12 protein-coding genes are annotated in these 12614 nt (G+C 64.1%); 3 read left to right on the top strand and 9 right to left on the bottom strand.

Annotation, left to right across the window (positions count from 1 at the left end):
- Nucleotides 1-18 precede the first annotated feature (18 nt).
- The 3 genes from hpaD to AC1DYC_RS13830 are packed head-to-tail and all read right to left on the bottom strand — an operon-like array spanning nucleotide 19 to nucleotide 2946.
- A complete protein-coding gene (gene hpaD, locus AC1DYC_RS13840) occupies nucleotides 19-999 on the bottom strand; it encodes a 3,4-dihydroxyphenylacetate 2,3-dioxygenase (protein WP_477303401.1) in 981 nt (326 codons plus the stop codon).
- 13 nt (nucleotides 1000-1012) lie between these two features.
- Nucleotides 1013-2530 (bottom strand): 5-carboxymethyl-2-hydroxymuconate semialdehyde dehydrogenase, encoded by a 1518-nt coding sequence (hpaE, locus tag AC1DYC_RS13835; RefSeq protein ID WP_477407066.1) that lies wholly within the window; start codon nucleotides 2528-2530, stop codon nucleotides 1013-1015.
- A gap of 29 nt (nucleotides 2531-2559) precedes the next feature.
- Nucleotides 2560-2946: a 5-carboxymethyl-2-hydroxymuconate isomerase gene (locus AC1DYC_RS13830; RefSeq protein ID WP_477303397.1), complete on the bottom strand. Its 387-nt coding sequence runs from the start codon at nucleotides 2944-2946 to the stop codon at nucleotides 2560-2562.
- Between the two features lie 224 nt (nucleotides 2947-3170).
- Between AC1DYC_RS13830 and hpaR the strand changes: the two genes are divergently transcribed.
- On the top strand, nucleotides 3171-3575 hold the full coding sequence (hpaR, locus tag AC1DYC_RS13825) for a homoprotocatechuate degradation operon regulator HpaR (protein ID WP_477408298.1): 405 nt from the start codon (nucleotides 3171-3173) through the stop codon (nucleotides 3573-3575).
- A gap of 183 nt (nucleotides 3576-3758) precedes the next feature.
- Here the strand turns inward: hpaR and AC1DYC_RS13820 are convergent, their stop codons facing one another.
- Together AC1DYC_RS13820 and AC1DYC_RS13815 are read right to left on the bottom strand one after the other, a co-directional pair.
- The gene (locus tag AC1DYC_RS13820) at nucleotides 3759-4268 is read right to left on the bottom strand and encodes a flavin reductase (RefSeq protein WP_477407064.1); all 510 of its coding nucleotides are present in this window, start codon (nucleotides 4266-4268) and stop codon (nucleotides 3759-3761) included.
- A gap of 24 nt (nucleotides 4269-4292) precedes the next feature.
- Nucleotides 4293-5837 (bottom strand): 4-hydroxyphenylacetate 3-hydroxylase N-terminal domain-containing protein, encoded by a 1545-nt coding sequence (locus AC1DYC_RS13815; protein WP_477408296.1) that lies wholly within the window; start codon nucleotides 5835-5837, stop codon nucleotides 4293-4295.
- A 96-nt stretch (nucleotides 5838-5933) separates the two neighbouring features.
- On the opposite strand from AC1DYC_RS13815, the gene AC1DYC_RS13810 reads away from it, so the two are divergent.
- Nucleotides 5934-6800 carry a helix-turn-helix domain-containing protein gene (locus tag AC1DYC_RS13810; RefSeq protein WP_477407062.1) on the top strand — a complete coding sequence of 289 codons (867 nt, stop codon included), beginning with the start codon at nucleotides 5934-5936 and terminating at the stop codon, nucleotides 6798-6800.
- Between the two features lie 80 nt (nucleotides 6801-6880).
- Here AC1DYC_RS13810 and AC1DYC_RS13805 read toward each other — a convergent pair whose 3' ends face one another.
- The 4 genes from AC1DYC_RS13805 to AC1DYC_RS13790 are packed head-to-tail and all read right to left on the bottom strand — an operon-like array spanning nucleotide 6881 to nucleotide 10992.
- Nucleotides 6881-8248: an aminotransferase class III-fold pyridoxal phosphate-dependent enzyme gene (locus AC1DYC_RS13805; RefSeq protein WP_477407060.1), complete on the bottom strand. Its 1368-nt coding sequence runs from the start codon at nucleotides 8246-8248 to the stop codon at nucleotides 6881-6883.
- Between the two features lie 24 nt (nucleotides 8249-8272).
- Nucleotides 8273-8938: an HAD-IA family hydrolase gene (locus AC1DYC_RS13800; protein ID WP_477407058.1), complete on the bottom strand. Its 666-nt coding sequence runs from the start codon at nucleotides 8936-8938 to the stop codon at nucleotides 8273-8275.
- Nucleotides 8935-10197 (bottom strand): Tm-1-like ATP-binding domain-containing protein, encoded by a 1263-nt coding sequence (locus tag AC1DYC_RS13795; protein ID WP_477407056.1) that lies wholly within the window; start codon nucleotides 10195-10197, stop codon nucleotides 8935-8937. Before AC1DYC_RS13795 ends, AC1DYC_RS13800 begins: the two co-directional genes overlap by 4 nt.
- A 30-nt stretch (nucleotides 10198-10227) precedes the next feature.
- The gene (locus AC1DYC_RS13790; RefSeq protein WP_477407054.1) at nucleotides 10228-10992 is read right to left on the bottom strand and encodes an IclR family transcriptional regulator; all 765 of its coding nucleotides are present in this window, start codon (nucleotides 10990-10992) and stop codon (nucleotides 10228-10230) included.
- A 177-nt stretch (nucleotides 10993-11169) separates the two neighbouring features.
- Here AC1DYC_RS13790 and AC1DYC_RS13785 point away from each other — a divergent pair, with 177 nt between their 5' ends.
- Nucleotides 11170-12612, top strand: coding sequence for an APC family permease (locus AC1DYC_RS13785; RefSeq protein ID WP_477407052.1), 1443 nt, complete (start codon nucleotides 11170-11172; stop codon nucleotides 12610-12612).
- The last annotated feature ends 2 nt before the right edge of the window (nucleotides 12613-12614 follow it).

Below are 12614 nucleotides of genomic sequence, written 5' to 3'. Positions count from 1 at the left end.
CTCAAAACTCCGTGGCCATTAAGGCGCAATGATCGGCGAGGCCGCCAGATCCGACGTGCGCGGCTTTGCACCGGCAAACACGCTCCCTTCCTCGAACCAGCTTTTTGGCGCCGGCGCGCCCCACAGCGTTTGACGCTGCGGGTCCTTCAGATCCCATTTGATTGGCTCGAGGTCTGGGTCGACCGTCTGATAGTCCGAGCAATAGATCTCGATGCGATGGTTGTCGGGGTCGCGGATGTAGAGGAAGAAGGCATTGGAAATGCCATGCCGACCCGGCCCGCGCTCGATGTTCGGCAGCCAGCCGGTGGTCGACATCAGGTCGAGCAGGTCGATGATGTTGAGCGGCGTCGGCACCCAGAAGGCGACGTGGTGCAGGCGCGGGCCAACACCGTTGGTGAAGGCGATGTCGTGCACGCCGCCCTTGCGGTGCATCCAGGCCGCCCACAGTCTGTGGCTCTCCTCGTCCTGCGTATATTCCGTCACGCGAAAGCCGAGCTCGTTGTAGAAGGCAACCGCCTCGTCGACATTCGGCGAGAAGCAGTTGAAGTGATCGATGCGCAAAGGCTTCACGCCCTTGTAGAGTGCGTATTTCTGATGGATCGGCGGCAGCCGCTCCATCTTCGAATAGAATTCGAGCGGAATGCCGTGCGGGTCGCGGGTGCGGAAAGTGCGCGACTGGTAGGGGCGTTCGACCCATTCGACCGGCAGGCCTTTGCCCTTGAAGAAATGCTCGGCCTTGTCGAGGTCCTCGTCGGAAAAGACCTTGAAGCCGAGGTCGCGCGCTTCCGCCGTTGGCCCCTTGCGCAGAACGATGCAGTGGTGACCGCGCTCTTCCATGGCGCGCAGATAGATGGCGTCACTGGTCTCGTCGGTCACCTGCAGGCCGAGCGTGTCGACATAGAAGGCGCGGGATTTCGTCAGATCGGTGACAGCAAGCTCGATATGGCTGAGCCGCACGATGTTGAAGGCGGGATAGAGGTTGGGTTGGGGCAGGGGCATCATGTCTCTCCGGTCAACCGCCGAGCTTTTGAATCGAATGCGGCGCCGTGGCGAACGCGATGTTCTTGGTTTCCATGTAAAAGTCGAACGACCAGTCGCCGCCGTCGCGGCCGATGCCCGAACTTTTCACGCCGCCGAACGGCGTCGGCAGATGCCGCACATTCTCCGAATTGACCCAGATCATGCCGGCGTCGAGCGCATCGGTGAAGCGAAAGGCGCGGGTCACGTCAGCGGTCCAGAGATAACCTGTCAGGCCGTATTGCGTGTCGTTGGCGAGCGCCAGTGCTTCGGCTTCGTCCTTGAAGGGGATGGCGGTCAGCACCGGCCCGAAGATTTCCTCCTGGGCGATGCGCATCGTGTTGGTGGCGCCGGTGAACAGGGTCGGGCTGACATAGCAGCCGCCGCCCGGGCCGGCGAACTTGCCGCCACCGGCAGCAACGACCGCGCCTTCCGATTTGCCGATCTCGATGTAGGACAGCACCTTCTCCTCATGCACCGGATGGATCAGCGGGCCGACCACCGTCTCGGGATCGAGCGGATGACCGACCTTGATGCGCTTTGCCTTCTCCGCAACCAGGCTGGTGAGCTTGTCGTGTACCGAAGCCTCGACCAGCAGGCGCGACGACGAGGTGCAGCGCTCGCCGTTCAGCGAGTAGATCATGAAGACGGCGGCATCCGCCGCGCGCTCCAGATCGGCGTCGGCGAAAACGATCACCGGGTTCTTGCCACCGAGTTCGAAATGCACGCGCTTCAGCGTGTCGGCGCCCTGTTTCATGATCATCGAGCCGGTGCGGCTTTCGCCGACGAAGCCGATCGCCTTGATGTCGGGGTGTTCGGTCAGCGCGCGGCCGGCATCCTCGCCAAAGCCGTTGACGAGGTTCCACACACCCTGGGGCAGGCCGGCTCCCTCGGCGATCTCGACCAGCAGCCGCGCCGTCAGCGGCGAAAGCTCGGCGGGCTTGTGCACCACCGTGCAGCCGGCGGCGAGCGCCGGCGCGATCTTCCAGGTGGACAGCATGAACGGCGTGTTCCACGGGGTGATCACGCCGACCGGGCCGATCGGCACGCGCGTCGTCATGTTGACCTGGCCCGGCGCACGGATGGTTTGGCCGTCACGGGCCTCCGGCGCGCGGTCGGCGTAGAAGCGGAAATTTTCCGCACCCCGCAACGCCGCCTTGGCCATGAATTTCAGCGACTGGCCGGTGTCCATGCATTCAACGAAAGCGATCTCTTCAGCGCGTGCAACAATGGCATCAGCGATCTTATGCAGGAGCTTCTTGCGCGCGTCGCCCGAGATCGCCGCCCAGTCCTTGAACGCCGCTTTGGCCGCCTTGGCGGCGCGGTCGACGTCGGCCGCCTTGCCGCGCGCCACCGTGGCGATGGGTTTCAGGTCGATCGGCGAGATCGTCTCGTATGTCGAGCCGTCGACGGAAGGTACCGCCTCGCCGCCGATCTGGTTGAGCACGCCGTCCTTGCGGAAGCGCTCGAGATAGGCCTCGGCCTTCCTCAGATTGTCGTCCAGTGCCGCCATCGGGTCTTTCCTGTTTCTCTATCGCCTGATCACTTGCCGCGCAGGCGCGGATGGATGGCGTTTTTCTTCCAACTGAGTTCGGCGTCGATCTCGCGGATCTCCAGCGACAGCGCGAAATGCGGGGTGGCAAACAGCGATGCCAGATGGCCCGAGACCGCCGCAAAGATCGCCTCGCCGGCGCGTTTCTTGTCCTCGGCGCTGCGGCCCTTGCCGATGCGCAGGTTCATGTCGATGAAGCCGTTCTCGGGCAGACGATCGGCAATCGCATAGGCCTCGGCGCGAAAGGCGCGAACCCTGATCGCGCCCGGTTCGAATACGCCGGTGTCGAGCATGGTGCGAGAAACCAGTTCGCACAGCGCCGGCATGTCGACTTTCGCATCGAGGTTCGCGGAATATTCGATCGCCATATGCGGCAAGGCTTTCCTCCACCGGCGCCACGGTCTTGTAATTAACATGTGAATTACATCTTGACGCTGGAATGTCAAGCGTCGTTCTATGCCCCGAAGGGCCGGGATTGCCGCTCCCGGTAAAATGACGGATATAGCTGCGATCCAGGCGCTGATATCAACCGCGACTCGGACTGGATGGATTTTTCGGAGACCTGATCTTGCTACCGCCCAGCACACGCCGCTCCTTGCCGATGGCATTGCTTCGCGCCCGCGAAGTGATCATGGCGCATTTCCGGCCGATGCTGGCCCGCCACGATATTACCGAGCAGCAATGGCGTGTGCTGCGTGTGCTCGCAGAAACCGGGCCGCTTGAGGCAACCGAGCTTGCCAACCGCGCGTCGATCCTGCCGCCCAGCCTGACCCGCATCATCAAGACGCTGGAAGAGCGCGGCTTCATCACCCGCAACAAGGTCAAGGATGACGGCCGCCGGGCCTTGCTCGCCATCAGTTCGAGCGGTGTTGCGCTGATCGAGGAGTTGGCGCCCGAGCGCGTCGCTATCTATGATGCAATCGAGAAGCGCTACGGCGCCGAAGAGCACGAGCGGTTGCTGGATATGCTGGAGAGTTTGATCCAGTCGGAGTCGGCAGAAGAGTGAGCGCCTGTCCTTCTCCCCCTGTGGGAGAAGGTGGCCGAGCGAAGCTCGGTCGGATGAGGGGTGCTCCAGCTTGGCAATACGTTCGAAATCGCCGCGGCCTCATTCCTTCCAACACCCCTCATCCGTCTCGGCGCTGCGCGCCGATCCAGCTTCTCCCACAAGGGGAGAAGGCAAGAGCGCTCCTCACCCGCCAAAACTTCCGAGCGCGCTTGGCTGCATATAGTTGCGGCCGACATAGAGCAGAGCTGCCTCGTCGCTGCCGTGGCGGATGTCGACGACGCGGCCGAACATCACATTGTGCGTGCCGACCTTGTTGACCGCGCCGATCTCGCAATCGAAGGAAACGATGGCGTCGAGCAGCGCCGGCATGCCGGACGGCATGGTCTGCCAGCGCGCGGCTTGATAGCGCTCGGCCATGTCGCGGATCGCGCCGGCGAATTTTGCCGCCAGATGCATGTGCGACTGGGTCAGCACGTTGACGCAGAAGCGCCGGTTGGCGAGGAAAAGGCCGGTTTGCGCCGAGCGCTCGTTCATACAGACGAGCAGCGTCGGCGGATCGTCGGAGACGCTGCACATGGCGGTCGCGGTGAAGCCGCCGCGCCCGGCCGGGCCGTCGGTGGTGACGATGTTGACCGGCGCGCAGACCCGCGCCATCGCCTCGCGGAATTCCAGCCTCGCGACTTGCGGTGTCATGGCCACTTCCATGGTCGGCCTCGCTCAGCCGGCCGGGCCGGTCAGCGGCGGCAGCCAGGTGTCGCCGGTCCAGCCCGTCTCGTCATAGTCGGCCATGCATTGGTCGACTAACTCCTCCATCTGCTTCAGCCGGCCGCCGCGCTCGGCACCCTTCAGCACCTGCAGCCGCACCTCTTCGGGCGCGCCGGCATAGTTGAGTTCGTAGAGCGCGTGGCGGCCGCCGAATTCGGTGCCGGTCGCGTCCCACAAGAGTTTCATGATCTTGATGCGCACGACATGGCCCATATCGTTGGAGCCGCGCACATATTGCGCGAGGTAACGGTCAATCTCGGGATTGCCGAAATCCTTCACCGATGACGGGAGATAGATCAGTCCCGAGGCGATCACCCGGCGCACCGTGTCGATGACTCGCGGATAGGCTTCCGACATGAAGGTGCGATAGGCGAGCGCGGCCTCCAGGTTCGGCAGCACCGCGCCGTTCGCCCACGGGATCGGATTGTGCGCCATGGCGTTGGAAAAGCTCCAGAACATGTGGCGCAGAGCAATCACCTCACCGAGGGCCGCCTGGTTGCCGCGGAAGGCATCGCCGCCGGTGGCGCGCAGCGCCTTGGCGAGCAGGCCGGCGAGGAAGTCGAGTTTTACGGCAAAACGCGTGCAGCCCTGAAAACAATAGCCGTGCATGAAGCCGGACGCCGGATGGAAGGAGAGGATTTTTGGCGCGTCGCGTAGCACCAGCACGTCTTCCCAGGGGATGAAGACATTATCGAGCACCAGGATCGCGTCGTTCTCGTCGAAGCGCGACGACAGCGGGTAGTCGAAGGGATGGCCGACGGTGTTGGCCGTCTGCTCGTAGGAGACACGGCAGAACATTTTTATCCCCGGCGCATTCATCGGCACGATGAACATCACCGACAGCGACGGATCTTCCGTTACCGTCGCCGAACTCTGCGCGAGGAAATTGTAATGGGTGAGCGCGGACGATGTCGCCACCACCTTGGCCCCCGACACCCAGATGCCGGCATCGTTTTCCTTGGTGATGTGCACGAACACGTCCTTCACCTGCTCGGCCGGCTTGTGCCGGTCGATCGGCGGATTGACGATGGCGTGGTTCATGAACAGGACCGCTTCCTGGGCGCGCTTATGCCAGGCGAGGGCATTGTCCTTGAACGGCCCGTACCAGTCGGCATTGGCGCCGAGCGTGTTCATCAGCGCCGCCTTGTAGTCCGGCGTACGGCCCATCCAGCCATAGGACATACGCGACCACTCCGCGATCGCTGTCTGCTGCGCAGCAAGGTCGGCGGAAGAATGCGCGACGCGGAAATACTTGTGTGTGTAGCCGCCCGAGCCGGTGTCGGTGGGCGAAGTCAGTACGGCTTGCTGGGCGGGATCATGCAGCGCATCGTAGAGGCGCGCCAGCGAGCGCGCCGAATTGCGCATCGCCGGATGGCTGGTGACGTCGGCCACACGTTCGCCATTGATATAGACCTCGCGCCCGTCGCGCAGGCTCGCCAGATATTCGGTGCCCGTGAACGGCCGCGATTTGTCGGCCCGGAAATCTTCCGATCGCATCATGATCCTCCCTTTGATGGTGAGGACAGTAGCCTCCGGCGCCTCTATGGGTTATGGACGAAAGCACAAAACCGCTTGGACTTTTTCCGGCCAGCCATGAGTCAGACCGTCATCCCGGAATTCTTCGTCTATGGCGAGCCGGCACGCTCGCTCGACGTCGGTTTCCTGCATGTCGAGACTGTGCAGGCCCGTGCTTCCGTGCATCGCGGCCGGGTTCTTGCGCACAAGCACCCGCAAATGGCGCAGATCACCTTCTGGACGAGTGGCAGCGGCACCTACCGGATCGAGGACAAAAGCTGGAGTTTTTCAGCGCCGACCGTGAGCTTCATGCCGAGTGGGGTGGTGCATGGCTTCGAAATCGAGCTCGGCACCGACGCCATTGTCGTTTCGGTCGCCGATGCTGCGCTGGCGGCCATCGCCGAACATTCCGCGCTGGCGCTCGACCAGCCGGTCATCATCACCGGTCGCGGCGAGGCGGCACTTTGGCAGAGGCTCAGCGAGACGATTGGAATGATCCAGGCCGAATATAGCGAGGCGCAAGCCGGCATGGAGAAAATTCTGCCGCCGCTGGTTGCGGTGGCGCTGTCGCACATCGCCCGGCTCGACGCCCAATCGCATCCTGTGACGGTGCCGGCGGCTGTAGCATTGGGCGGACGGCTGCGGCGGCTGATCGACCGCCATTTCCGCGACGATTGGCCGGTCGAACGCTATGTCGAAGAACTCGCCACGACGCGTCATCTGCTCGACAAGGCAGCGCATCAGGTGCTCGGCTGCGGCGTGCGGCAAGCGGTCAACGACAGACGGCTGGTCGAGGCCAAGCGCCTGCTGCTGTTCACCATCCGCACCATCGAGGACATCGCCTATGAGACCGGCTTCAACGATCCGGCTTACTTCTCGCGGTTCTTTCGAGATGCGGCTGGTGTGGCGCCGGCGGCGTGGCGGAGGGGAGGGGTTAGGCAGTAGGCAGTAGGCAGTAGGCAGTAGGCAGTAGGCAGTAGGCAGTAGGCGCTTTCTTCCTCAGCCTATTCCCTACTGCCTAATCCCTATTCCCTATTCCCTAGGGCTGCGGCCGCGAGCCCCGCATCCAACCCCTCCGCAATCTTTGCCACATCGGCAGCGGTGATGATCAACGGCGGTGACAGGATGAGGTTGTTGCCGGAGACGCGCAGCATGACGCCGGCGGCGTAGGCGCCGTCAGCAATGGCGGCCATGGTCTTCTTGTCGGCAGGCTTCTTGGCGCCGCGGTCCGAGACGACCTCGATCGCAGCCATCAGGCCCTGGTAGCGGACGTCGCCGACGAGCTGGTGCTTCACCTTCAGAGCTTCCAGTGCCTTGCCGAGTTCGACGCCGCGCGCCGCTGCGTTCTCGTTGAGTGCAAGCCGCCTGGTCTCGGCGAGCGCGGCAATGCCGGCCGCGCAGCCGACCGGGTGGCCGGAATAGGTATAGCCGTGACCGATCGAGCCGAAGCTGGTCTTGTCGGCCTCGAAGACGTCGGCCACCTTGGCGCCGATCAACGTTGCGCCAAGCGGGAAATAGCCGGAGGTGATCGCCTTGGCCATGGTCATGAAATCCGGCTTCACACCGGTGAGCCGCGAGCCGGACCAGGCGCCGGTGCGGCCAAAGCCGGTGACCACTTCGTCAGCGATGAGCAATATGTCATGGCGGTCGCAGATGGCGCGCACCATCGGCATGAAGCTCTCATGCGGAACGATGACGCCGCCGGCGCCGAGCACCGGCTCCATGATGAAGGCGGCGATGGTGTCGGCGCCCTGGAAGGCGATCTCTTCCTCGATCGCGCGGGCACACAGTTTTGCCAGCTTCGCCGGATCGGTTTCGTCGAACGGGTTGCGATAGGTCATCGGCGCCGGCGTGTGGAAGACTCCGGGCAAGAGCGGCTCGTAGTTGCGGCGGAAATTGGCGTTGCCATTGACGGAAGCGCCGCCGAAATGCGTGCCGTGATAGCCCTTCTTCAGCGCCAGGAATTTCGTGCGGTCGGCCTGGCCGCGGATCTTCCAATATTGCCGGGCGAGCCTGAGCGCCGTCTCGACCGAATCCGATCCGCCGGAGGTGAAGAAGGCGCGCACCATGCCTTCCGGCGCGAACCATTCGGTGAGCTCATAGGCGAGCTCGATCGACGGTCCGGTCGAGGTGCCGCGAAAGCCGGAATAATAGGGCAGCGCATCGAGCTGCGCGGCGATCGCCTTCTTGATCGGATCGCAGCTGTAGCCAAGGTTGACGTTCCACAGGCCGCCGACGGCGTCGAGCACGGTGCGTCCTTCGACATCGGTGACCGAAGCGCCTTCGCCTTTGACGATGATCTTTGGTGGCGTCGCCCGCATCTCGGCCGGATGCGCCATCGGATGCCAGATAGACTTGGCGTTGTTTTCGGTGAGGAAGTTGATGTCACGCATCGGGGAGGACTCCGGGGTTTTCAATCAGGAGAGGGCGAGGCCGAAAAGGCCAAGCGCCTCGGCATAGCTTGGCGCCGGTCGGGCGACGTCGAAATGTACGGTGAGCATGCCGGCAGCATCAGCGCCGTCGATATTGCGCTTCTGGTCGTCGACGAAGACGCAGGCCGCAAGCGGCAATTGCAGCGCGTCGCCGACCATCGCATAGGCGCGGGCGTCGGGTTTGAGGATTTGCGTATAGGTCGCATCGACGACCGTCTCGAACAGCGAGAGCATTGGCAGTCGCTCGCGAAACGATGCGCCGTAGAACAGGTCGAGTTCGTTGGAGAGGATGGCGAGTCGCACGCCGGCTGCGTGCGCGGTGCGGATCGCCTGCTCAGCCTCGGGCCGGATCACGGCTTGCGGATCGGCGCCGCGCGCCCGCTGCACGAAGGTCGACATGTCGTGCCAGTCCTCGCCGACCAACCGGCCGACCTCGCTTGTCCGTGTCTTCCAGTAGTCGCGCTCGCTGATTTCGTCGGCCTGCATGGCGCGCCACAGCGGATCGGAGGCCGGGTCGAACGGTCCGCGCCAGCCCAGTGTGCCTGGCTTCAGTCCAAGCGCTTGCTCGGTAAGCGCATGCGTCTCGAACAGAGTGCGCGTAACGACGCCGCCGAAATCGAGCACCAACGCCTGAGCCTTTACACTGCTCATGCCGCGCGCCCGCCTGTCGGCGCGCCCAGCGGGACAATGCCTTCGGCCACCCAGCGATCGAAGATTTCCAGCGCCTTGGCGCTGAAGGCGGCGTCATTGATGTGGCCGGATATCTCGTGCAGCTCGGCATTCTCCGGCACGCTCAAGCGCATCTCCTCGACAAACGCCGAAAGCGCGTCCGGATCGTGCAACGGCTCGCCCTGCTGGTCCCATTGCTGGATGCCGCCGGCGGGCAGGATGAAGGCGGTCGGACCGGTCGCGCCGGCAAGCTTCTCGCCAATGGCGCGCGCGATCTCCCGGCGTGTTTCACCGCCCGACGTCACCGACGCAAGCAGGCGGTTGTGGGCATGGTAAGGCCGATCGGCAAAACGCGGCGGCACCGGCTGCCAGGTCGGAAAATCCACCATGTCGATGGCGCCAGGCGCGACGATCTGCGGGATGCCCTGGCGGCCGGCATTCTCCAGCCGGTCGGCGCCGGAACTCACCACCGAGCCGGTGAAATGGTTGGCGAGTTCCTGCAGGCTGAAGTCCATCACCGCGACAAAACCCTTTTGCGCAGCGATCGCTTCCAGCGCGCGGCCGCCCATGCCGGTGGTGTGGAAGACGATGACTTCATAGCCGCGCTTTTCCAGCTCCGGCTTCAGCGTCACCATATAGCGCAGGCAGCTTTTGCCGAGCGAGCTCATGCCGATGCGTGGCCGGGATTCGTCCGGCTTGATGGCAGCGCGCGCGGCGCCCACCACCGCGCCGCTCGCCTGCGACAGCACCGCCTTGCAGGCGCTGTTCAGGCCATAAAGGCCACCCGCCCACAGGATCATCATCAGGTCGGTGGCGATCCGGTCCGGCGGCAGAAGGTGCGAATAGGCGATGGTCGAGACGACGAATTTCGGCACGCCGAGCGGCAGCGCCAGCGCGACGTCGAGCGCGAGGTCGGTGCCCATCGAACCGCCAAGCGCGATGAAGCCGTCGATTTCGTCCTGATCGTACAAAAAGCGCGCGAGACGGGAAGCGCCAAGCGCCATCAGCGTCATCGCCGAGTTCTCGTCGCCGCTGGCGATGATCGCCTCGATCGTCGTCTCGGCGGCGCGCGCCACCGCATGGCGGTCGTGCTCCGGTCTGTAAGGCGGGTCGCCGAGCACGCTGACGTCCATCATCACGGCGACGCCGCCGACGGCCTCGATGCGCTCGCGCATGAACAGAAGCTCGTCGGCCTTGGTGTCGCCGGTGCCGATAACCAGGATTCGGCGTTTGTCCTCCACGTCAGTCTCCCTGCAGTCTTTTGTTGGTTGTTATGCCCGTTTCTGTCCAGGCAGCTTGCCGAACAGCCGGTCGCCGATCTCGTGCGCGGCGGCGGCCGCGCTGACGCCAAGGCGTTCGATCTCACCCTTTTGCGTCCGCACCCGTGGGGCTGCGACCGCAATCGTACCGATGGCGTAGCCGTCAGCGCCGAGGATCGGCGCGGCAACACTCATCACGCCTTCTTCGAAACCCTGCGCGCCGATGGAATGGCCGCGGCGGCGGGCGGCAGCGATATGCTCGGCCAGTACGGACGCATCGCCGATGGTGAACGGCGTGAAGGCAGGCATCGGGCCGGCGAGCGCTTCAGCGCGCGTACGCTCGTCGCTGAAGGCCAGGAAGGCGATGCCCGACGCGGTCGCGTGCAAGGGCAGGGCCTCGCCGAGCGGCACGCTGACACGGTTGGCCCTGGTCGATTCGACGACGTGAATGGAGAGCAGGCCGCGCCTGGAATATTCAGAGAGATGCACAGTCTCTTCGGTCTCCGCAGCCAACGCCTCGACCACCGGCACCGCCATGCGCAGGAACGGGAACTGCGCTTCACGCATCAGCGCCAGCCGGGTGATGCCGGCGCCGAGCCGATAACGGCGCGTCGTCTCGTCCTGTTCGACAAGGCCTTGCGCGATCAGCGAGACGAGCAGCCGGCGCGTCGTCGCCTTGTCGAAGCCGGCGCCCCTGGCGAGGTTGGCAAGCGCCGTCTCGGGCGCGCCGTGCCCCAGCCTCTCCAGCAGCGAAATGGCTTTGGCCACCGTGCTCATATCGTCTCTGATCCTCCACCAGATACTTAACGTGCGAATTAACTTGACAGCAAGTCGATTCCTTTGCAAGTCTAATATCGAAATGCCGTTGCAAATAGTGAAATGCATACTGGCCTCACAGAAGGCCCTCGGCGTCTCAGGGACACTTGGCTTCCGCAGCGCGGAATGGAGGGAAAGATGACGACAACAGATACCGGCGAAACAAACCGGCTGAGGAAGAACAGCCTCGGCGTCGGCGCCGTGACATTCCTTGTGGTTTCGGCTGCCGCGCCGCTGACGGCGGTGGCCGGCGGCGTGCCGCTCTCAATGCTGATGGGCAATGGCGCCGGCATTCCCGGCACGTTCCTGATCGTGACCGTGCTGCTGCTGCTCTTTGCGGTCGGCTATGTCGCGATGGCCCGCCATGTCGCCAATGCCGGCGCCTTCTACGCCTACACCGCGCGTGGTCTTGGCGGCACGCTGGGTGGCGCCGCCGCGCTGATCGCGATCCTCAGCTACAACGCCATGCAGATCGGCGTGTTCGGCCTGTTCGGCGCCGCCACCTCCGGCCTGTTCGCCGGCTGGGGCATCAACCTGCCCTGGTGGGTATGGTGCTTCGTCGGCATCGCGCTGGTCGGCGTGCTCGGCTATCGCCGCGTCGACCTCTCGGCCAAGATCCTCACCGTGCTCGTGCTGCTCGAATATCTCGTCGTGCTCGTTGTCGACCTCGCAATCCTGTTCAAGGGTGGCGATTCCGGCCTCAGCCTGGCGCCGTTCACGCCGACGCAGATCCTCAGCGGCTCGCCGGCGATTGGCCTCCTGTTCTGCTTCGCCGCCTTCATCGGCTTCGAGGCGACGACCATCTATTCCGAGGAAGCGCGCGAGCCGCACCGCACCGTGCCGCGCGCCACCTACATTTCGGTGCTGGTGATCGGCGTGTTCTACATGCTGACCAGCTGGCTGATGGCCAATGGCGAAGGCGTCGACAAGCTGGTGCCGTCGCTGAAGGCGCTCGCCGATCCCACCACCTTCCTGTTCGGTCTCTCTGACCGCTATGTCGGTCCGATGCTGACGCAACTGATGAGCATCCTGTTCGTCTCCAGCCTCTTTGCCGGCGTGCTTGCTTTCCACAATGGCGTCGCCCGCTACCTCTACGTCGCTGGCCGCGAGAAGCTGCTGCCGGAAGCCGTCGGCGTCACCCATCCGGTGTTCCAGAGTCCGCATGTCGGCTCGCTGATCCAGACGGTGATCGCGGCGGTGGTGGTGGGGCTGTTCGCCGCCACCGGCCAGGATCCGGTGCTGGCGCTGTTTTCCTGGCTGACCAATGTCGGCACGCTCGGCATCATCGTTCTGATGGCGCTCACCTCGCTGTCCGTGGTGGCATTCTTCAGCCGCAACCCGACGCTGGAGCCGAGCGCGCTGAAAGCAAAAATCCTGCCCGGGCTTGCGGCGCTGGCACTTCTGTTCATCATTGTCGAGATCGTCATCAATTTCGGCAATCTGTCGGGCGCTTCCGGCTTCCTCGGCGTGTTGCTGCCGGGGCTGGTGCTGATCGCCGGCATCATCGGTTTCGCGCTGGCGGCGTCGCTGCGCAGCCGCAGCCCTGAAGCCTTTGCCCGGCTCGGCAGCCAGCCGGTCTGATC

Source organism: Mesorhizobium sp. P2_E7, from assembly GCF_056403855.1.
This window is presented reverse-complemented; position numbering and strand designations above follow the sequence as displayed.

What these genes read in the sequence shown, in the direction of transcription:
- hpaD (WP_477303401.1), bottom strand. Translation starts at nt 999, where the DNA reads ATGCCCCTGCCCCAACCCAACCTCTATCCCGCCTTCAACATCGTGCGG.
- hpaE (WP_477407066.1), bottom strand. Translation starts at nt 2,530, where the DNA reads ATGGCGGCACTGGACGACAATCTGAGGAAGGCCGAGGCCTATCTCGAG.
- hpaR (WP_477408298.1), top strand. Translation starts at nt 3,171, where the DNA reads ATGGCATTGCTTCGCGCCCGCGAAGTGATCATGGCGCATTTCCGGCCG.
- AC1DYC_RS13820 (WP_477407064.1), bottom strand. Translation starts at nt 4,268, where the DNA reads ATGACACCGCAAGTCGCGAGGCTGGAATTCCGCGAGGCGATGGCGCGG.
- AC1DYC_RS13815 (WP_477408296.1), bottom strand. Translation starts at nt 5,837, where the DNA reads ATGCGATCGGAAGATTTCCGGGCCGACAAATCGCGGCCGTTCACGGGC.
- AC1DYC_RS13810 (WP_477407062.1), top strand. Translation starts at nt 5,934, where the DNA reads ATGAGTCAGACCGTCATCCCGGAATTCTTCGTCTATGGCGAGCCGGCA.
- AC1DYC_RS13805 (WP_477407060.1), bottom strand. Translation starts at nt 8,248, where the DNA reads ATGCGTGACATCAACTTCCTCACCGAAAACAACGCCAAGTCTATCTGG.
- AC1DYC_RS13800 (WP_477407058.1), bottom strand. Translation starts at nt 8,938, where the DNA reads ATGAGCAGTGTAAAGGCTCAGGCGTTGGTGCTCGATTTCGGCGGCGTC.
- AC1DYC_RS13790 (WP_477407054.1), bottom strand. Translation starts at nt 10,992, where the DNA reads ATGAGCACGGTGGCCAAAGCCATTTCGCTGCTGGAGAGGCTGGGGCAC.
- AC1DYC_RS13785 (WP_477407052.1), top strand. Translation starts at nt 11,170, where the DNA reads ATGACGACAACAGATACCGGCGAAACAAACCGGCTGAGGAAGAACAGC.